Origin of the sequence: Paenibacillus vietnamensis, assembly GCF_020169515.1 — a bacterium.
Taxonomy (GTDB): Bacteria; Bacillota; Bacilli; order Paenibacillales; family Paenibacillaceae; genus Pristimantibacillus; species Pristimantibacillus vietnamensis.
The window spans coordinates 175,745-195,378 of record NZ_JAHMHW010000003.1 but is presented as its reverse complement, the minus strand read 5'-3'; the positions used below and the strand labels follow the sequence as shown (position 1 = coordinate 195,378).

Below are 19,634 nucleotides of genomic sequence, written 5' to 3'. Positions count from 1 at the left end.
GCGTTGATCTGCCGCGTCTGACTTGTCTGGTAAGGTAATGGACATAAACGATCCTTGGAAGGACTAAGCAGCAAGTGTCAGCGGCTGACGGACAGGGGCGACGTTTAGGTCGGATGGACGGTTTTCTTTCTTGACGAGCATAGCTTTAAAGCGCCGAGATGACCGTTAGAATAAAGAAATCGCACAAAATGGGGGCTAGGTGTCTTTTTTGTCCTTTACAAAAAGCGGTCGATTGAGTCCAGGCCAGCCATCTCACCGGCCGCTTCATAACCTTTGTGACAGCCTCTAACTTATTTATGAAGGGAAGAAGAGGCCCTGAAGCGAATATTTCTAAATGCTAACAAGCAAAGCTTGTCGATGGAGGGTGGCACATGGGATTTCTGGAAAGGGAACCAATCATGCTGGACATGCCTGAGAGCTTTGAAAGCAGCCGTCTGCTCATTCGCGCTCCCCGGTGGAATGACGGTGCGATCGTGCACGAAGCTGTAAAAGAAAGCATCAGGGAGCTGCGCCCCTGGATGCCGTGGGCGAAGCGGCTGCCGACGCCGGAGGAAGCGGAGATCAGCATCCGCCGCTCGCGGCTGCAGTTTTTGGACCGTTCCGATCTGAGGCTGCTTCTGCTGATGAAGGATACGGGGGAGCTGGTCGGCAGCAGCGGTCTGCACCGGATCGACTGGCAGGCGCGCAAATTCGAAATCGGTTATTGGGTACGCACTTCCTACTCCGGACAGGGATATATTACGGAAGCCGTAGATGCCATTACGGCGTTTGCGGCCCGGGAGCTGCAGGCCGGCCGGATCGAAATCCGCTGCGATTCGCGGAACGTCCGCAGCGCGAAAGTAGCCGAGCGGCTCGGCTTCAGCCTCGAAGGAGTGCTGCGGAATGACAGATGCGACGTTGACGGCATTTTAAGGGATACGATAGTTTTCTCCAAAATCCGCGGGATTGAGCTTTAAGCGTCGCGGCATTTATCGTAAAAAAGGTGGTGAAGTGATGGCGAACGAATGGAAAATCGAACAGCTGGCGTCCATCCATGAACATTTGGACGAGCTGTCGGAGCTGCTGATCGAGGTTGTAGAGGATGGGGCTTCTATCGGTTTTTTGCCTCCATTAACACGTTCGGAGGCTGAAAAGTATTGGCAAAGCGTGATCGCCCCGGATACGCTTCTGTTCATTGCGGCTGCGGACGGCCGGATTGCAGGCAGCGTGCAATTGCAGTTAAGCATGAAGCAAAACGGCGGCCATCGCGCAGAAATCGCCAAATTGATGACGCATCCGGCTTACCGGCGTAAAGGAATCGCCCGTGCGCTTATGCAGCATGCGGAGCAGCGGGCCAAGCTGGAGGGCAGAACTCTGCTGGTGCTCGACACGAGGGAGGGGGATGCCTCCAATTTGCTGTATGCTTCTTTGGGATACATACAGGCGGGTCGGATCCCTGACTATGCCAGGTCTGCGAACGGACAATTGGATGCCACTATTTTTTATTATAAAAAATGTTAACAAGAGCAAAATCACAGATATGCTCACAAACAAAACCGGCCCCCCGCACGAAGCGGAAAGCCGGTTTTTGAACGTCATTCAAATGCGCGCCGATCGGAAAGAGGCCCACTTGGCCTTGATGGCGCTAGCCAGCCAATAAAGCGAATAAGCGCAATAAATCAGCATAAACGGCATCGCGGGCAGGCGGTATCTCGGCGACATGTAGAACAGCGAAGAAAGCCCGATAAAATAGAGGACGGCGATGGCCATGAACACTAGCTCCGGCCTTTTTTTGCGGATAAGCAGCAGCCCCAAAAAGAAGCAAATGAACAAGAACGAATGGTAGCGCGCCTCGAAATTCATTTTGTTAAACAAAATATGGTGCCACCCGTACGAAGACGTAAACCAGTCGGTATTCACCGTGAAATAGGCAACCGCTCTTTGGTAGGTAAGCTCCGTGAAACGGATCGGATTGTCAAGAATCCACTGCACGGCATAATCACGCATCACGTTATCGGCCTGCGGCAGGTTGTATTGCGGCTGATGGGCGGCCTTCCAGCCTTCCGTCTCCCAAACGTCGAACGTAAAAAAGCCGGTTGCGTATTCGTTGTTCCCGATCAGCAGATTAAGCCCGGAAATGGAGTCGATCAGGACGAATTCTCCCGTGTCCACATAATTGCGGATCGTCCACGGACTGATCGTCAGCAGCATCGCCGCAAAAAACAAACCGACCCGCAGCATCGCCGCTTTCGTAAACAATTGCTTCCGGTAGTAAAGGGCAAGCATGATGACGATGCCGACGGGAAGCAGCAGGCTGATCGACCGCGTCATCGTTGCCAGAGCGCATAATACGCCTGAGCATACTGTAAAAGGAATCGATCTCGTCTGAATCGCGCGGATTGCGCAATAGGAAGAGGCCAGCAGAAAAAATAAAAACAAAATTTCGGCCAGCAAAATACCGGAATAACCGATAAACGGTACATACAAAGCGGATAAGACGAGTGCGATCGTACCGACCGTGCCGTTCCACAGCCTTACGGTTATGAAATAAATGAGTGCGAGACAGGCGACGCTAAACATCGCTTGAATGACATAGACGGCTGGATAGCTGTGGCCGAATAGTTTGTAGATGGCGGCCAAAAACAAAATGTACATCGGAGGGCGGTACGTCGATCCGTTGTATTCGCCTCCGTAGCTGAAGCTCTGCCGCTCCGCGAACAGCATCGCCCGCTCGTCATAGCCCTTCATATCGGATTCAGGTACCGTTTGCACCGTGAGAACAAACATGATTTGAATAATCAGCGAAAGAAGCAGGATGGAGCCAACGATATATTTTCTCATTTTGATCCCTCTATTTTATTAATTCATGTATTCCGTAAAGCAGGCTTCCAAGCAGGATGCCGAGCACGACGCCTCCGATCGCCTCGAACCGCGTGTGGCCCATGCTTTCTCTCAGCTTCAAGCCGGGATCGCTTTTATTGAGCGCAGCCGCATGATACCCGACATGCCTTCGCAAGCCGGTTGCGTCGATGATAACGATGTAGGTGACGGCAACGGCAAGTCCGAAAATGGGAGTCAGAAATCCCTGCTCCCAGCCGATCAAAACGGCCGTTGTGCTCATAATGCTCGCATGCGTGCTCGGAAAACCTCCGTTGCCCATGCGGCTTTTGGCCGCGCTGCCGCCAAACCGCAAATAATTGATCAAATATTTGATGATTCCCGAGCAGAACCATCCGAGAAAAGGCGCAAGAACGTAAAGCATCAACAACAATCTCCCTGTTCCATTATTCGAAATACGTTAAAATCGCGACAACGCTGAGCGCATAAAGCACGACCGTCAGCAAAATCGGCTTGTCCTCAAAAAGCAGCTTGTCCGGGCTTCCCCCTTTGTTCTCCACATAAATCAGGTACTGATAGCGGAAAATGCCGTATAGGACAAACGGAATGGTCCACATGAGGTGAATCGTCCTCCCCGAGGTGAACGTGAACAGCGCATAACTGATGATAGTTGCCGTCGTGACGATGCTGCTCATTTGCCCGAGCAAAGCCGCGTTGTAGTAGGCAAGCACTTTACGGTGAGCGGAGCCGTTCAGCTCGGCCAGCTTGTATTCGTGCCATCTTTTGCCGATGGCCAAAAACAAGGATAGAAGCATCGTGCAGATCAGAAACCACGGGGTGAAAGGCACGTCTATCAGAATGCCGCCGCCGATCGCGCGCAGCACGAAGCCTGCGGCGATCGTCATGACGTCCAGAATGACGACATGCTTGAGCTTAAGGCTGTACGCGAGGTTGAGCAGGAAATAAACGCTAAGCAAAATGCCAAATAAATAATCGATGTAATAGCCGGCGCCCAGCGAAAAAAGAAGCAGAAACGCTCCGAACGCTAAAGCGAGCGACGGGTTCAGCGCTCCGGATGCCATCGGGCGGTAGCGCTTCGCCGGGTGATTGCGGTCCGCTTCAATGTCCATATAGTCGTTCAAAATATAAACGGAGGACGACACGAAGCAGAACAGGCAAAAGCCTGCGAAGGTGAGGCCGATGAGCTCCCAAGTGGCATTTTTCAAAGAAAAGAGCAGTGCGGCAAACAACAGTACGTTTTTGGTCCATTGCTTGGGGCGGAGCTGCTCGAGAAGTGCCGCGGCAGGGTTCGCCCTTTCTCTTTCCAGCTTTGAAATTTGCAAGTTAACCACCCTTTACTATGATTTTGCGATCATCAGCACGCCGAGTACGATCAAGACGAGCCCTCCGGCTCGCAGCAGGCTGATCGGTTCATCGAAAATCCAATAAGAAAGCCCGAACACGATCACGTACCCAAGCGAAACCATCGGATAAGCATACGAGAGCTGAACCTTGGATAAGGCGACGATCCACAGCAGAGCGGATAACCCGTACAGCACGAGCCCGCCAAGCGTATAGGGATTGGTAAAAAGTTTAAGTAGAGCAAAGGATCCGGCCTTTATCGTGCCCAGCTTCAATAACACTTGCGCGCATGCGCCAAGCAGGACGGATACCAGAATCGTAACGTACTGCATGTTCAACCACCCATCCAAAATTTTCCTCGCGAAATTTCATTATAACCACTGGCTTTGTTGTTTGTATATACCTAATCTATCAGAGTAGGACTAATGGTTCTTTGAGCCTACGGGTGCTGAACGGTGATGAGGCCGATGGCGGCCGGGGGAGTAAGCGAAGGGCATTCCTGCAATTTTCCATATTGGAAACGGAAACAATATTTGTTATTATACCTGAAAGGCCTCCTTCAACCGGAGGCCTCTATTTCTATAGGAGGGATTCACAATGCAATGGTTAAGAAATAATGTTGGAAGCGTGCAGCGTACCGGGGGGGAGATCTACTATGAACCGTAGATTAATGGATTGTAAGACACAGCTGATCAACCAGCTCGTTTACTTTGACGATGAGAAAGCCAAGTTCCTGAAACCGTATTTCGACGATAAAAGTAAAGAGAGAGCCGATCTGGACCGGCTGCTGACGTCCTATTGCAAGGAGCTCGAGCACATCGTTTCGGACTTTAATGAGACAACGATTCACTCAACCGTTCTGATCGGAAGTCAGGTGAAGCTTCGTTACGAGGACGACGGCTCCTGTGAGACCTATACGGTTGTCTTTCCGAATGAAGCGCAGCCCGAGTTGAACCGGATTTCGTTTCTTTCCCCGATTGGGAGAAAATTACTGCTGTCGAAGGTCATGCAGAGCCATGAACTCGATTTACCTTTGGGCGTTACTAAAATTAATATTGAAGATATTGAATATGGAGGGTAATCGGATGATTCAAGTGAAAGAATTTATTGACTCGGATAATTCCTTTGCTGAGAAAAAGGTCAATCAGTTTCTGGAAACGCTTGATGAGAGTCAAGTCGTTAATATTTGTTATGGATCGGTCATGAAGGCGACTTTGAACGGCACGGGACAGCAGAGGAGTTCGATTCTGGTCGTGTACAGAACGAGCGAATAGTTTGCTCCGGCTTTACACCGGAATGCCGCAGGCGCAGCCTGCGGCATTCAACGATTTATGGCAACCGGGGGGAAGAGAATGCACACGAAAGAGAGTTTAATGAAACAATTAGAGCTGCTGGGAATTGACCGCGATGGGACACTGCTGGTCCATTCTTCGATGAAAAGTATGGGGCTTGTCGAGGGTGGCGCGGAAACGGTCATAGACGTTTTTACTAACTATATGAAGGATGGACTGCTGGTTTTCCCTACCCATACATGGTCCTACATTAATGCAGATCATCCGAGATTTTTTCTTGATCATTCACCTTCCTGCGTTGGGATTTTGCCGGAACTTTTCCGGAAACGGCCCGGTGTGATTCGCTCGCTGCATCCCACCCATTCGGTGGCGGCTTTTGGACGGGATGCGAAAGAGTTTACTTGCGACGATCATCGATTTGACACGCCTTGTGCCAGAGGTTCCGCGTGGGGAAAGCTGCTTGACCGCAAAGCGACGATCTTGTTAATCGGAGTAGATTTAAGGCGCAACACTTATATCCATGGAGTAGAAGAATGGGTAGACATACCGGGCAGGCTGACGGATGGCCATGAGCAGCTTTTCACGGTTTTACCCGATGGAACGGAAATCCATGTACCTTCCCGCAGGCATTATGGGTTGTCGTGGTCGGAACATTTTTGGAAAGTTGATGAGGTCCTTGAAAGAAACGGTGCGATGTATAAAGGGCAGCTCGGAGATGCTGTTGTAAGGGTTTGTGATGCGGCGGCGTTGGCGAAAGTGATTACTGAAATGCTCAGGGACAATCCGGATTTGTTTTCGGATAATAATGCGCTGGATCTTTAAAATAAATTTACGCTTGATTCGATCGCATACTGTTGCCGAAATATATACAGTTATGATAGGATGAAAAACAGACTCTTGCTTCGGAACGTACAAGCCGGATTCCGGTTTTTGTGCATATTCGAAAGCGATAAATAGAGATTATAGATTTTGGATTTGGAAGAAGAATAGGAGATTATTTTTATCATGACCAACAAGAACAATCAGCATGTTTTTAGACTGGCTTTGCTCCTCGGTTTATTTTCGACACTCGGGCCGTTTACGATCGATATGTATTTACCGGCGTTTCCGGAGATTGTGAAGCAATTCGAGACGTCGGCCTCGCTCGTGCAGCTCAGCCTGACCGCTTGCTTACTCGGACTCGGAACCGGCCAGCTCGTCATGGGTTCGCTGAGCGACGTCTACGGGAGACGTTATCCGCTGCTTATTTCTATGGCCGTGTATGTCGCCGTCTCGTTAGCTTGTGCCTTTTCGCCTAATATCTGGATGTTGATCGCATTCCGATTCGTGCAGGGGTTTGCCGCTTCGGCGGGTATTGTCATTTCCCGGGCGATCGCACGGGACCTGTACAGCGGACACGAGCTCACTAAATTTTTCTCGCTGCTCTTGCTTGTCGGTAATTTGGGTCCGCTCGTGGCGCCGGTTACCGGCAGCGGGGTTCTTTCTTTCACTAGCTGGGTCGGCGTATTTATAGCGCTGGCACTGCTCGGCATCTACCTGTTAACGATGACAAAATGGAGATTGCAGGAGACACTGCCATCCGATCGGCGCAGACCGAGCAACTTCGTGGAGCAGCTGCGGAATTACGGAATGCTCTTGCAAGACCGCCAGTTTCTCGGCTACATGCTGGCACAGGGGATCATGATCGCAGGGGTATTCGCGTATGTATCGGGAACCCCTTTTATTTATCAAAATATTTACGGGGCCTCGCCGACCGTATTCGCTCTTTTGTTCGGATCGAACGGTATCAGCCTGATCATCGGCTCCCAGCTGGTCGGACGGATGTCGCATCGCGTATCCGAACACACCTTTCTCTTGTTTGGCCTGGGACTTGCCTGTTTGGCAAGTATCACAGTCTTGATGGTGGCCCTCGCCCATGGTCCGCTTTTCGCATTGGTGATTCCGTTGTTTGTCTTCGTAGCGGCAATCGGCATTACATCAACGGCAGCATTCCCGCTTGCCATGGAGAGCCAGGGGCATATGGCGGGCAGCGCCGCGGCGCTGCTTGGCGTCATTCCTTTCTTGCTCGGAGCGGTCGTCTCTCCGCTGGTCGGCATTGCGGGCGAAGATACTGCCGTTCCGTTAGGCGTCATTATTTTATTGACAAGCGCAGCAGCGATGCTGGCATACTTTTTCCTTGCCAGAAGGAAGCCCGAACACGCGTACAGTTCATAGAATTAAAGGTGCTTCAAATGTTTGGCCCGTAGCAGGAGAGGGTAAATGATTAGCAGGTAACCCATTCCAATACGAGGAGGACATGAGATGACGGAATCTAATCACGTAGTGGATAAAGACCGGGAAGTGGAGCCCGATCAGATCGAGCAGTCGCTGGACCGTATGAATCCGGAGAAAAAGGACGAAATTTTGCAAAACTTCGATGCGTTCAGAAGTTATTTGGCGAAGCGGATCGAGATGGCCGAGCATTTGGGGCTTAACGAGGAGCAGCTCGCTTATTTGGCTCAAAAGGTTGCCGGATACCTGGCCAAACATGAGGAGCCGCGCAATCGGGAGGAAATGCTGCTTCAGGAGCTGTGGAACGCCGGCACCGAGGAAGAGCAGCATGCGCTGTCCCACTTGCTGGTGAAGCTGGCTCGAACAAGCGGATAAGCGGATAAGGAATTGCCGCATAACGGAAAGAGGGATCTCCATGACATGTGATGGAGGTCCCTTTTTCTCGTGCAGCTCGTGTTGCTCGTGTTAAAGGATAGAACAGCTTGCGCCTGGCTGTACCCGTCCACGTGGTATTTCGGACATAATCGACTTTTAGAACGTCTGAGCAGCAAGTGTCGGCGGCTAACGGTCAGGAGGCGGGGTTAGAGCGGAACGAGGGGTTGGTTTCTAAAAAGACGGACGGGATCACATAAAAACAGAGCTGCCTCCGCGGTCAAATCATGACCTCCTCCGGAGACAGCTCCATCTCTTAGACTAATAAACTGCCATTATTCCTCAAAAGAATAGTACATATAAACTTTCCAGCTGCCATCTTCCATTTTCTTTAAGTAGTAGATGCCGTCGGAATGGACGGTTTCCTTCGTCGTTTCATTTTCGAAGTTCGTCGTAGTCGTGTAGCTTCCGCCTGTCGATTCAACGACTGCGAAACGGTCCGATTTTTCCACAACCGTCAAAGCCTGGTCACTCACTTTCTCCACTTCGATCGAAACGCCCTCGTCGATCATCTCCAGCAGCTGCTCCGTCAGGGAGTAGCTTGTCGACAAATAGTATCCGGTAAAGTACTTGTCATGCGCGTCGTGGAACTGGTCATACGTTTTGTCTTTGAAAATTTGAAAATCGTTCGCTTCCGCCTCAGAAATGACCGAGGTTAATGCGGCGTCTTCAGGCAGCGCAACCTTTTGCAGATCCAGCGCGCGCTGCAGCATGACAACGGCTTCTGCCCGTTTGGCGTTGTCGTACGGCTTAAACTCCGTTGCGGTTGCACCGCGGACGATGCCGGCCTGGCTGGCTTTTAAAATGAACGGCTTGGCAAAATAATCGGGAACGTCCGAGAACTCTTTGATTTCGCCTTCAAAAGTAATGGAAGATTCGAATGCTCTCACAACCATCGTGGCGATTTCGCCGCGTGAAATGAGAGTGTTCGGTCCGAATTTGGTGTCGCTGATTCCGTTGACGATGCCCAGGGAGCTGGCAATACGGATCGGATCGGCATACCATTTGCCTGTTTCAACGTCCGCGAACGTTTTGCCTGCCTCTGTGCTGGTCAAGCCGAGCGCACGGACCAAAATCGATACGAATTCCGCACGGCTGATGGAATTGTTCGGTTTAATCCACACGTTTCCTTCGGCATCCTGATAACCCCGCAGCAAATCCGCATTAACGAAGTTGTCCAGCTCTTCAAAAGCCCAGTGTTCCTCGATATCTGCCGGAAAATACAAATCCAAAGCCCGCGGCTCGGCTGCTTCCGCTTTTACAGCTTGCAATGGAAGCAGAAGAAGCGATGCCAGCAGCATGAAAGTCATGCTCCGAATAAATAGAGATTTCATGATTACAAGTTCCTTCCTTCTAATAGATTATGCTTTTCGAGAATAGCAAAATTCGCCTGTTTTTTCCACCGGGAAAAAAAGGGAAAGATGTGAAAAAAGTGCCATACGCCGCAAATAATTAAATAAATGCACTTTTGTCTAAAGAAACTTGCATATCGCATCAGCATGATCATGCTACGATGAATCTAATTTACACCGTTCCAACGATTCCGAACCGTTTTTGTGTAAAAATTCGCATCTTATCGTTAAAATTTGCACTTTCATAGCTCGGAGTACGCCGCCATCATGAAGTTATCTATGAAATAAAGGAGAGAAACAGCATTGACGAACATCAATAAAGAGAGGATTGCAAGGGCCGAGCTGTTCAGCCGCCCGCCCGAATGGGAGCGGCCTGCGGTAGAGCGTTCGATCGCGTTCGTACTCAAGCAAATCGACCGCAATTTGGTCGCGTTTACCGAGCAATTTCCCGATGCCGCAAGCGTGGGGAATGTGTACCCGGCTATAGGCAATATCGAATGGACGTCGGGCTTTTGGACGGGAATGCTGTGGCTGGCTTACGAAGTCACGGGAGATGACAAATACCGGCGTACGGCCGAAATTCAGCTGGAGAGCTACCGGGAGCGGGCGGAGAAGCGGCTGTATACCGATACGCACGATCTCGGCTTTCTTTATTCGCTGTCCTGCATCGCGGCCTATAAGCTGACCGGCGACGTGGAAGCGAAGCGGATTGCGCTGCTTGCCGCCGATTTGCTGATGGAGCGTTATTTCGGGAAGGCGGGCATTGTGCAGGCATGGGGGGCGCTTGACGATCCCGAGCAGCAGGGCCGGATGATTATCGACTGCAACTTGAACCTGCCGCTGCTGTATTGGGCTAGCGAAGTGACGGGTGATCCGAACTATTATAACGCCGCTTCTTCGCATATCAAGCAGGCGGCCAAGTATATCGTCCGCAGCGACGCATCTACCTTCCATACCTATTATATGGACGTTAATACAGGTCAGCCGAAGCGCGGAAGCACGCATCAGGGCTATGCCGACGATTCCTGCTGGGCGCGCGGTCAGGCATGGGGCATTTACGGTTTTCCGCTCAGCTACATTTATACGGGGGACGCGGAGCTTCTCGACCTGACGAAAAAGCTGGCCAATTATTACTTAAACCGGCTTCCGGACGATCTGATCGCTTATTGGGATTTGGTCTTCGTAAGCGGAACGGAGCAGGAGCGCGACACTTCTACCGGAGCTATCGCAGCGTGCGGCTTGCTTGAGCTTGCGAAGCATCTCCCTGTGCTCGATAAGGAGCGCAAGCTGTACGAGAATGCGGCGCTGCATACGCTGAAATCGCTCAGCGACCGTTATACCGCGGCTTCGCAGCCGGAATCGAACGGCGTCCTGCTGCATGGCGTCTATAACAAGCCGCGCGGCATGGGCATCGACGAATGCAATATTTGGGGCGATTATTATTACTTCGAAGCGCTGGTCCGCATCACGAGGGACTGGAAGCTTTACTGGTAGGTTTTACGAGCATAAGGAGGACTATCTCTCATGATTAACAACCCGATATTACCCGGCTTTAATCCCGACGCTTCCATCCTGCGCGTCGGCAACGATTATTATATAGCGACTTCGACCTTCGAGTGGTTTCCCGGCGTCCAGCTGTACCACTCCAAGGATTTGGCGAATTGGGAGCTGATTCCGCATGCCCTGCAACGCACCTCGCAGGTCGATTTGCGCGGAAATCCAAGCTCGGGCGGCATTTGGGCGCCGGCGATTTCCTACGATAACGGAATTTATTACTTAATTTACACCGACGTCAAAGCGCGTAAAGGCGTTTATAAGGATTTGTACAACTATCTTGTAACGGCGGACAATATGCACGGCCCGTGGTCCGAGCCTGTCATGCTGAACGGCAGCGGCTTCGATCCCTATTTGTTCCATGACGACGACGGAACCAAGTGGCTGCTCAATATGCAGTGGGACTTCCGCGACGGTCACAGGCGTTTCGGCGGCATCGTCATGCAGCAATACGATCCGAAGGAGCGGCGGCTTGCCGGTCCGGTCAAAAAAATATACGAAGGCACGGATCTGGGCGTCACGGAAGGTCCTCAGCTGTTCAAGCGCGGCGGCTATTACTATCTGCTCGTAGCCGAAGGAGGAACGGGCATCAATCATGCGGCGACGCTGGCCCGTTCCAGCACGATCGACGGTCCATACGTCACCGATCCCGCTTATCCGGTCATGACGACGCGCGGCGCTCCGGACTACCCGCTGCAAAACGCGGGACACGGCATGCTTGTCGAGACGCAGAAGGGTGAATGGTACATGTGCCACATCTGCAGCCGTCCGTTCCCGGGCACGAAGCTGAACCCGCTTGGCCGCGAAACGTCGCTGCAGCGCTGCGTCTGGACCGAGGACGGCTGGCTCAGGCTCGCCCGCGAAGGCAGGCTGCCGGCATTAACCGCTCCAGCGCCGGATTTGGAGCCGCAGCCGTTCCCTGAGCGGCCGGCAAAGGACGATTTCGATGCGCCGGCGCTCGGCTTGCAGTATCAGACGCTGCGCGTCCCGGCTGAGGAATCGTGGCTGAGCCTTAGGGAGCGGCCCGGCTTCCTGCGTCTGCGCGGCCGTGAATCGCTCCATTCCCTGCACCGGCAGAGCATGGTCGCTCGCAGGCTTCAGCATTTCAATTGCACGGTCGAAACGCGGATGGAATACGAGCCGGAGCATTTTATGCAAATGGCCGGGCTTGTCTTCTATTATGACGAACAGGATTATTTTTATGTGCGAGTGACGCGTGACGGGGACAACGGCGTGAGGCTTGGCGTCATCACCTCGATCAGCGGTAAATACAGTGAGAACCGAGACCGGGAAATCAGCGTGGACGGCTGGTCCGCCTATTATTTGCGGGCAGTCGTCCGCGAACGGGCCCTCCAGTTCTACGCCTCACCGGACGGCGAGAGGTGGCAGGCGATCGGCGGCGAGCTGGACATGGGCGTGCTGTCCGACGAGCACGGCGGCAAGCTGGGCTTTACCGGCACGATGATCGGTTTATGTGCGCAGGATATTAACGGAACAAAAAAACATGCGGATTTCGATTATTTTACTTATAAGATAGATTAAGCTTAGCAGATCTTAACTCGGATGACTGTCAAGCCCTGCAGCCCGCCCAATGCGGCTGCAGGGCTTTTTTACCGGGCGGCCGCGCTTTTCCGGATTTGGGGCATGCTACTAAAGGACTGGATATTTCTTAAATTATCATCATATCCGCCTTAAAAAACTTCATTTCACGTGTCATCTATTGATGATAATCTTAGATCAAGGAAACGGAATGAGACGAGATGATGCGCACATCTTGCATGAGGTTCCTCTAACAAACGCAGACAATAGGGAGGTCCAAGTAAATGGCTAAAAAACCATTACTGAAATTCACTTCGCTCGTTATGGCTTTATCCTTGGTGCTTACCGCATGCGGCGGAAACAACGCGGCTGACCATACAGAGGAGCCGGGCAGCAACACGGGAACGGGCACAGATGCGGCTAAAGAAGTAAGCTTTACGATTGCATACGCGACCGGCGATCCGGCTACGAAGCAGGCGATCGAAACGACAATCGACGCTTTCACAGAAAAAAATCCGAATATTAAAATCGTGAACTACAGCGAAACGACGTCCGCCGCATACCTGGATTGGCTGAAAACGAAGGATGCTGTAGGCCAATTCCCTGACCTGGTCGAAATGCGCGACACGAAGGTGTTTGCGGATGCAGGCAAAATCGTCGAGCTGCCGGAAGATTTGCGCGGCCTGTTCAAAACCTTGCCTGAGTATGACGGAAAAGTTTACAACGCTCCAATCGCAGGCACCGCGCCTCAAGGCATTATTTACAGCAAAAAAGCATACGCCGATGCCGGCATCACCGAGCTTCCAAAAACGTATGACGAGTTCCTTGCCATTCAAGAAAAGCTGGCCGCTTCGGGCATTTCGCCGATCGTCGTCGGCGGCAAAGATATTTTCCATATGGGCTTCTGGACGAACTTCTTCTTCGAGAACGAAGTGTACGCAGCGGATCCGGACTGGAACTCCAAGCGTACGGCCAAAACGGCAAGCTTCACGGACGCCGGCATGGTGAAAGCGGTAACGGATTACAAGGAGCTGTTCACGAAATATGTGGACAAAGGCTGGCTCAGCACGGCCGACAACCAGACGGCATCGATTCTCGTATCGGGCAAAGCGGCTCAGCTGTTCTCCGGTCCTTGGATGTTCGGCCAAATCGCGGAAGCGGATCCTAGCTTTGAATTTGGTTTCTATGCCATACCTAACCGCGAAGGCAAGACGGTCATTAACGGTTTGCCGAGCCTTTCCGGCTGGTCCTTGTCGGCCGAAGCGGCTAAAGACGCGGATAAAGTAGCGGCGATGAAAGAATTTATCAAGTTTTTCTTTGACCCAGCTCAATACGGACCTTACTTGGCTACCGTAAACGGCATTCCGACCACTTCGGCCGAGGTAACCTATGAGACGGGCGAGCAAATGAAAGAAGTGCTTCGTCTGATGAGCGACGACACGGTCGTGAAATCGCTTGGTCTTGCCAACTGGTACGGCGAAAACGCCATTCCGCCGCAATTCCGCAACTGGTTCTACAAGCTGCTTCAGGAGCTGGTGCTGAAAAACGGCGATGTGACGGAGTACATGAAGCAGGCGGACACCGAGTACGACAATAACGTGAAGGCTAACGCTCAGCAATAGCTATCATACGGTCTATGGACAATGGACAAATAAAGAGCAGCCTCTGCCTACGCGGAGGTTCTCTTTTTACCACACAAGGAAGTAGGAGAGAGCCATGAATGCCTCGGCAAAGAAAAAGAAATGGTCGGATTACGTCTTCTGGTTTATACTGCCCGCGCTTGTCGTCTATACGGCATTCGTCATCGTACCGACGCTTAGCAGCGTTTATCTGAGCTTTACGTCCTGGGACGGCATCAGCACAAAAATCAATTATATCGGCTTCGATAACTTTATCGAAATCGTCAAGAGCCCGCGGGTTCACAATGCCTTGAAAAACACGCTCATTTTCGCAATCGTTCTGGTTTTGCTGGAAAATATCGTCGCATTAGGTCTTGCGGTTCTGATGGACAACGTCCGCTGGTTCCGGAATTTCTTCCGAAGCATCTTTTACTTCCCGGTGCTTATGTCCGGTATTATTATGGGCTTTATCTGGATGATTATCCTGAATTATAACTTCGGCGTCATCAATCAATTATTAGAAATGACAGGTCTCGGTTTTCTGAAGGCAGACTGGCTCGGAGATCCCGATTACGCGTTAATCTCGATTATCCTTTCCACTGTATGGAAGGCAGCCGGTTACTATATGGTTATTTATTTGGCCGGACTTCAAGGCATTCCGCAGGAGCTGAACGAAGCGGCAAGCATCGACGGCGCAAACCGCTGGCAGCAGTTCCGCCACATCACGTTCCCGCTGCTGGCCGGCGCGACGACGGTATGCATCATGCTGTCGATGATCGGCTCCCTGAAAATTTTCGACCAGATCGCGGTCATGACGGACGGCGGTCCGGGCTTCGCGACGGAAACGTTGACTTATATCATTTACAAGGTCGGCTTCGGCGAGCTGCGTCAAGGCTTCGGTACGGCGCTTGCGATCGTGCTGTTCCTGCTTACGCTTCTCATCTCCCTGATTCAAATGAAGGTGCTCCGCAAAAGAGAGGTGCAAATGTAACATGAAAAAAGACATCAAACTGAACGATATTATCATTTTCGCCGTTACGTTAATTCTGGCCGTCATCTTCGCCTTCCCGATTTTCTTCAATATTATGTCGGCGTTCAAGAGCAACGGGGAAATTATGCGCGACGCCATCGCGTTTCCGAAGGGATTTTATTTGGAGAGCTTCAAATATTTGCTGACGGAAACCAAATATCCGGAAGCGATGCTGAACAGCACGATTTTGACCGTATGCTCCATCGCCGTTATGATACTGGTTATTCCGATGGCGGCTTATGCGATCGAGCGCAACAGCTCGAAATGGACGAACGGCATATTCACTTACTTCCTGTTTGGCATGATGATTCCGTTTCAGGTGTATATGATCCCTCTGTTCAAGCAGTTGAAAATGATCGGGTTGTTCGGCACGCTGACCGGTCCGATTCTGGTCTATATTTCCGGCTCGATCGGCTTCGGCGTTCTCCTCTTTACAAGCTTCCTTAAGGGCATCCCGCGGGAAATCGAGGAATCCGCTGAAATCGACGGCTGCACGAGAACGGGCATCTTCTGGAAAATCGTCTTTCCGCTGCTTGGGCCGGTGACGGCAAGTATGGTCGTCCTTCAGGGCCTTGGCATTTGGAACGACTTCCTGATGCCGATGATGGTGCTGCCGACCGGCCAGGCGAAAACGATGATCGTAGAGCTGTTCTACTACGTAGGCGAATTCTCGTCGCGGTGGGATATGATCTTTGCGGGAACGACGATGTCCCTTGTACCGGTACTGATCGCGTTTCTCGCTCTGCAGAAATATTTTGTCAAAGGCGTATCTTCCGGAGCCATCAAAGGTTAACGATCGCAGGAAGGCCATAACGTACAGCCCGATGCAGTTCATGCATGGGGCTTTTTCTTCCTCGCGCGGCCCCATATGATATGATGATTAGAAAGAACCGCTAACAAACCGCCTCGGGCTGGGAGGACAGTCGGCATGAAACTATGGATGCCAAAATGGAACAGCGTTTTCGTCAAATTTTCCGCGGCGTTTATTCTGGTGGGCTTGGTCCCGTTGTTTGCGCTCAGCTACTTTTCCGTCCAAACCTTCTCGGGTCATGTGGAGCGCTACACAACCGATAATTTGCGCCAGATGGTGCTGTATGTCAGCTATAATCTTAATTCCGCCTTTAATAATTACAACGAAATTTCAATGCTGATGTATACCGGAAGGTATGAAGGCATATTGGACAGCTTTGCAAACAATCAGACCCGTAACGTAAATGAATTGGGACAAATCAATTCGATGCCGATCGATATGTTTCTGAAGATGATTATGTACAGCGATCCTTACATTACAAACGCTTATTTTATCCGGTCGATGGACGAAAAGCTTTATTATCAGACAAAAGAAAACAAAGTGCTTCTAACGGACAAGCTGCCGTCCAGGGAGTGGCTGCAGGCGATGAAGGAAAGGCCGACCGATTTGCTGATCTATCCGACGCATGCGGACGATTATATTTTCAACTCCCGGGAACAAGTGATTACGATCGGCAGAAATTTGATCGATATATCGGGAACGCTAACCAAAGATCCTAAAATCGTGGGCACGTTGTTTTTTGATGTCAGCGTCGAGATGGCCGATCCTTTCCTGCAAGAGCTGAAGCTGGGCGAGCATGACGAGCTTTATGTGCTGGACGATAGCGAGCGGCTCTATTTCAGCAACAAGGAGCTCGATTCCGTAGTCCACCCGATCGTGCAGGAGGCGGATTCCGGTCATCTCGAATTAAGCGAGCCGATCCCGTTTATTAAGGGGAAAATTCTTGTGAAATTCGCGACCGACAAGCTGTTCGAGCAGCTCCGGACGACAAGGATGGCCGTGTACACGGCGATCGTCATATCCGCAGTCGTGCTCATCGTAATGGGCATCTGGTTCTCGAAGCGGCTCGCGGCGCCTATCCGCCGGCTGATCGTTCAAATGACGAAGGTGGAATCGGGCAATTTGGAGACGCAGGTAGAGGTAAGGAGCAACGATGAGATGGGGAGGCTGGCCCACGGCTTCAACCGGATGATCGACCGGCTGAAGGTGTTCATCGATGAGGCGTACGTGGCGGAGATCAAGCAGAAGCAGACGGAGCTGAACGCGCTGAAGAGCCAGATTCGCCCTCACTATTTGTACAATACGCTTGAGGTCATCCGGATGAATGCCGTCCATAGCGATGCGGACGAGGTGGCGGACATGATCCTATCTTTGTCCAATCAGCTGAAGTACGTGATCGACTATGGGGAGGATCTGGTGACGATCGGCCAGGAGCTTGAGCATTTGAAGGACTATTTCTACATTATCGAAGTCCGGTTCGAGAACCGGTTTGAGCTGAGGGTTGAAATCGCCGATTCGGTGAAGCTGGACTGGCCGATTCTGAAGCTGTCGCTGCAGCCGATCGTCGAAAACGCGATACAGCACGGGCTGCGGCCGAAGGGCAAAGGAACGGTGAAAATTTCGATGGAAACCTGGGAGGATAAACTGGCGGTGACGGTATACGATGACGGGATCGGCATGGAGAAGGAGGAGCTGGACAGATTAAACGCGATGCTTCAGGACCCCGGCGCCCCTTCCAAAAATGTCGGATTAAAAAACGTGCACGAACGGATAAAAACGGTGTGCGGCGACGGCTTCGGCCTTACGATAAGCAGCCGGAAGCATGTCGGAACGTCCGTGCTTCTGTTATTTTCGGTGAAGGAGGAGCTGCTGCATGATACGAATCGTACTGGCTGACGATGAACCGATTATTATTAAAGGTCTGCGGAAGCTGATCGACTGGGAAGCGTTCGGCATGGAAATCGTCGGCCAGGCGTATGACGGCAACGAATTAATGGACCTGATCGATCGGCATATGCCCGATCTCGTCATCAGCGACATCAGCATGCCTCACCGTACGGGCATCGAAATCATCAAAGAGCTGAAGGAGAAGGAAATTCCGGTTAAGGTGATTTTTATAAGCGCCTATCAGGAATTTTCCTATGCCCGGGATGCCGTCGCTTACGGCGCGATCGATTATTTGGTGAAGCCGGTCGTCAAGCAGCAGCTGGAGGCTGTGCTGGAAAAGGCGTTGTCGATGATTTCGCAGCATCATGAGGAGGAGAGGCGCAAAGGCAAGCTGCAGCTGCTGGAAAGAAAAAACCGTCACGAAGAGCTGCAGGATGCCTTAATCCGGCTGACGGACGGCAATTTGTCGCCAAACACCTCAGCGTTCCGCGAAGCGGCCGCGGGGCTTAAGGGTCCGCTCATCACGATTATGCTGATTGAGGCGGAGCGGCTGAAGGATTCGTCGGACCGGTGGACGGAGAAGGAAAGGAAGCTGGTCGAATTTGCGATCGGCAACGTGCTGCAGGAGGTCGTGCAGGATCCGGGAGCGGGTTATGTGTTTGTCAAAAAAGACCGGCACGCCGTCATCGTCAATCACGATTCCGGCGAGCAGGCTGCCGGACTTGCCGATGAGATCCGGGACAAAATATGGACCTTTCTGAAAATCAAGGTATCGATTGCCCTCAGCCGTCCGGCGGCGGAAGCCGAGAGACTGGCGGAAGCTTACCGGGAAGCGGAGCAGGCGCTGGAGATGAAATTTTATGCGGGCCTGGGCCGGATTCTCCCGTACAACCCGCTCCAAACCCATGAAGCGAGAACCGTCGAGCTGTACGAGCTGCAATGGGCGGTTATCCGCAGCATGACGGAAATGGCGCTGGAGGACGTGGAAGCAGCGCTTGATGAATGGCTGGAGACGATCAAGAAGGAAACCTTCGGCAACCGCTCGTTGACCGTGTCGACCTGCTTTTCTTCGATGCTGTTCATTATCGGGGAGCTGTCCAAATCGGGCGTCCAGCTTCCCGGCCGATTCCTCGACAAACGGGAATTGCAGGATTTGCTGGCTTCCTATGAAACCTTTGAAATCATGAGCAGCCAGGTGAAGCGGCTGTTCCGGCATATGTGCGAGGAAATGGACAGCGATTCGGGGAATAAGGATAAAATTGTGCTGGCGAAAGTGAAGCAGTATATCGAAGAGCATTTTGCCGAGGAAATTACGCTGGAGTCGATCGCCGGGATGGCGTTTATGAACCCGTATTATTTCAGCAGCTTCTTCAAAAAACATACGAAGCAGAACTTTAAGCAGTATCTGACCGAGGTGCGCATGAAAAACGCTTCGCAGCTGCTTAGAAATACGGATCTGATGATTTACGAGGTCGCCGAAAAGGTAGGCTACAACAATGCCCGCCATTTCAGCGACATGTTCAAAAAAATGTACGGCAAGCTGCCGATCGATTACCGGCAGGACGGCAGGAGGTAAAAGGAATACGGGGCAGGTTCAATAGGTCATGAAGTGACCGAGAGACGGCCCCGTTTTTATGGATTACTGGTGGCCATCGGCCGTTATTGTTT

General features: G+C 51.8%; 19 protein-coding genes. 14 read left to right on the top strand and 5 right to left on the bottom strand.

All coding sequences use genetic code 11. The features are described from left to right. Window positions 1–371: 371 nt before the first annotated feature. A complete protein-coding gene (locus tag KP806_RS08920; protein WP_224723232.1) occupies window positions 372–956 on the top strand; it encodes a GNAT family N-acetyltransferase in 585 nt (194 codons plus the stop codon). Window positions 957–993: 37 nt separating this feature from the next. Continuing rightward, a complete protein-coding gene (locus tag KP806_RS08915) occupies window positions 994–1,500 on the top strand; it encodes a GNAT family N-acetyltransferase (RefSeq protein WP_224723231.1) in 507 nt (168 codons plus the stop codon). 78 nt (window positions 1,501–1,578) lie between these two features. Here KP806_RS08915 and KP806_RS08910 read toward each other — a convergent pair whose 3' ends face one another. Genes KP806_RS08910 through KP806_RS08895 form a run of 4 tightly spaced genes read right to left on the bottom strand, consistent with a single transcriptional unit; the run spans window position 1,579 to window position 4,511 of the window. Further along, window positions 1,579–2,820 carry an ArnT family glycosyltransferase gene (locus KP806_RS08910; RefSeq protein ID WP_224723230.1) on the bottom strand — a complete coding sequence of 414 codons (1,242 nt, stop codon included), beginning with the start codon at window positions 2,818–2,820 and terminating at the stop codon, window positions 1,579–1,581. 10 nt (window positions 2,821–2,830) lie between these two features. Beyond that, window positions 2,831–3,241: a divergent PAP2 family protein gene (locus KP806_RS08905; RefSeq protein ID WP_224723229.1), complete on the bottom strand. Its 411-nt coding sequence runs from the start codon at window positions 3,239–3,241 to the stop codon at window positions 2,831–2,833. A 22-nt stretch (window positions 3,242–3,263) separates the two neighbouring features. Beyond that, entirely contained in the window at window positions 3,264–4,169 is a 906-nt protein-coding gene (locus tag KP806_RS08900; RefSeq protein WP_397376372.1) for a decaprenyl-phosphate phosphoribosyltransferase, read from the bottom strand. A 6-nt stretch (window positions 4,170–4,175) separates the two neighbouring features. Next, the gene (locus KP806_RS08895; protein WP_224723227.1) at window positions 4,176–4,511 is read right to left on the bottom strand and encodes a DMT family transporter; all 336 of its coding nucleotides are present in this window, start codon (window positions 4,509–4,511) and stop codon (window positions 4,176–4,178) included. Window positions 4,512–4,834: 323 nt separating this feature from the next. Between KP806_RS08895 and KP806_RS08890 the strand changes: the two genes are divergently transcribed. The 5 genes from KP806_RS08890 to KP806_RS08870 all read left to right on the top strand — a co-directional run bounded on the left by KP806_RS08890 (window position 4,835) and on the right by KP806_RS08870 (window position 8,117). Then, the gene (locus KP806_RS08890; RefSeq protein WP_224723226.1) at window positions 4,835–5,260 is read left to right on the top strand and encodes a GreA/GreB family elongation factor; all 426 of its coding nucleotides are present in this window, start codon (window positions 4,835–4,837) and stop codon (window positions 5,258–5,260) included. Window positions 5,261–5,264: 4 nt separating this feature from the next. Further along, window positions 5,265–5,453 (top strand): sporulation protein Cse60, encoded by a 189-nt coding sequence (locus KP806_RS08885; RefSeq protein ID WP_224723225.1) that lies wholly within the window; start codon window positions 5,265–5,267, stop codon window positions 5,451–5,453. Between the two features lie 78 nt (window positions 5,454–5,531). Beyond that, window positions 5,532–6,293: an AAC(3) family N-acetyltransferase gene (locus tag KP806_RS08880; protein WP_224723224.1), complete on the top strand. Its 762-nt coding sequence runs from the start codon at window positions 5,532–5,534 to the stop codon at window positions 6,291–6,293. A 183-nt stretch (window positions 6,294–6,476) separates the two neighbouring features. After that, the gene (locus KP806_RS08875) at window positions 6,477–7,685 is read left to right on the top strand and encodes a multidrug effflux MFS transporter (RefSeq protein ID WP_224723223.1); all 1,209 of its coding nucleotides are present in this window, start codon (window positions 6,477–6,479) and stop codon (window positions 7,683–7,685) included. An 87-nt stretch (window positions 7,686–7,772) separates the two neighbouring features. Beyond that, on the top strand, window positions 7,773–8,117 hold the full coding sequence (locus KP806_RS08870) for a DUF3243 domain-containing protein (RefSeq protein ID WP_224723222.1): 345 nt from the start codon (window positions 7,773–7,775) through the stop codon (window positions 8,115–8,117). A 332-nt stretch (window positions 8,118–8,449) separates the two neighbouring features. Here the strand turns inward: KP806_RS08870 and KP806_RS08865 are convergent, their stop codons facing one another. Next, window positions 8,450–9,475 carry an S-layer homology domain-containing protein gene (locus tag KP806_RS08865; protein ID WP_224723221.1) on the bottom strand — a complete coding sequence of 342 codons (1,026 nt, stop codon included), beginning with the start codon at window positions 9,473–9,475 and terminating at the stop codon, window positions 8,450–8,452. Window positions 9,476–9,829: 354 nt separating this feature from the next. On the opposite strand from KP806_RS08865, the gene KP806_RS08860 reads away from it, so the two are divergent. The 7 genes from KP806_RS08860 (at window position 9,830) to KP806_RS08830 (ending at window position 19,542) form a co-directional block, all read left to right on the top strand. Continuing rightward, entirely contained in the window at window positions 9,830–11,020 is a 1,191-nt protein-coding gene (locus tag KP806_RS08860; RefSeq protein ID WP_397376371.1) for a glycoside hydrolase family 88 protein, read from the top strand. Between the two features lie 30 nt (window positions 11,021–11,050). After that, window positions 11,051–12,622, top strand: coding sequence for a glycoside hydrolase family 43 protein (locus KP806_RS08855; protein ID WP_224723220.1), 1,572 nt, complete (start codon window positions 11,051–11,053; stop codon window positions 12,620–12,622). A 281-nt stretch (window positions 12,623–12,903) separates the two neighbouring features. Further along, window positions 12,904–14,241 (top strand): ABC transporter substrate-binding protein, encoded by a 1,338-nt coding sequence (locus KP806_RS08850; protein ID WP_224723219.1) that lies wholly within the window; start codon window positions 12,904–12,906, stop codon window positions 14,239–14,241. Between the two features lie 94 nt (window positions 14,242–14,335). Beyond that, on the top strand, window positions 14,336–15,229 hold the full coding sequence (locus KP806_RS08845; RefSeq protein WP_224723218.1) for a carbohydrate ABC transporter permease: 894 nt from the start codon (window positions 14,336–14,338) through the stop codon (window positions 15,227–15,229). Window position 15,230: 1 nt separating this feature from the next. Further along, complete coding sequence (locus KP806_RS08840) at window positions 15,231–16,061, top strand: carbohydrate ABC transporter permease (RefSeq protein WP_224723217.1); 831 nt, start codon at window positions 15,231–15,233, stop codon at window positions 16,059–16,061. A gap of 135 nt (window positions 16,062–16,196) precedes the next feature. Further along, entirely contained in the window at window positions 16,197–17,975 is a 1,779-nt protein-coding gene (locus tag KP806_RS08835; RefSeq protein WP_224723216.1) for a sensor histidine kinase, read from the top strand. Continuing rightward, a complete protein-coding gene (locus KP806_RS08830; RefSeq protein WP_224723215.1) occupies window positions 17,953–19,542 on the top strand; it encodes a response regulator in 1,590 nt (529 codons plus the stop codon). The genes KP806_RS08835 and KP806_RS08830 overlap by 23 nt, the downstream gene beginning before the upstream one ends. Window positions 19,543–19,634: the final 92 nt, after the last annotated feature.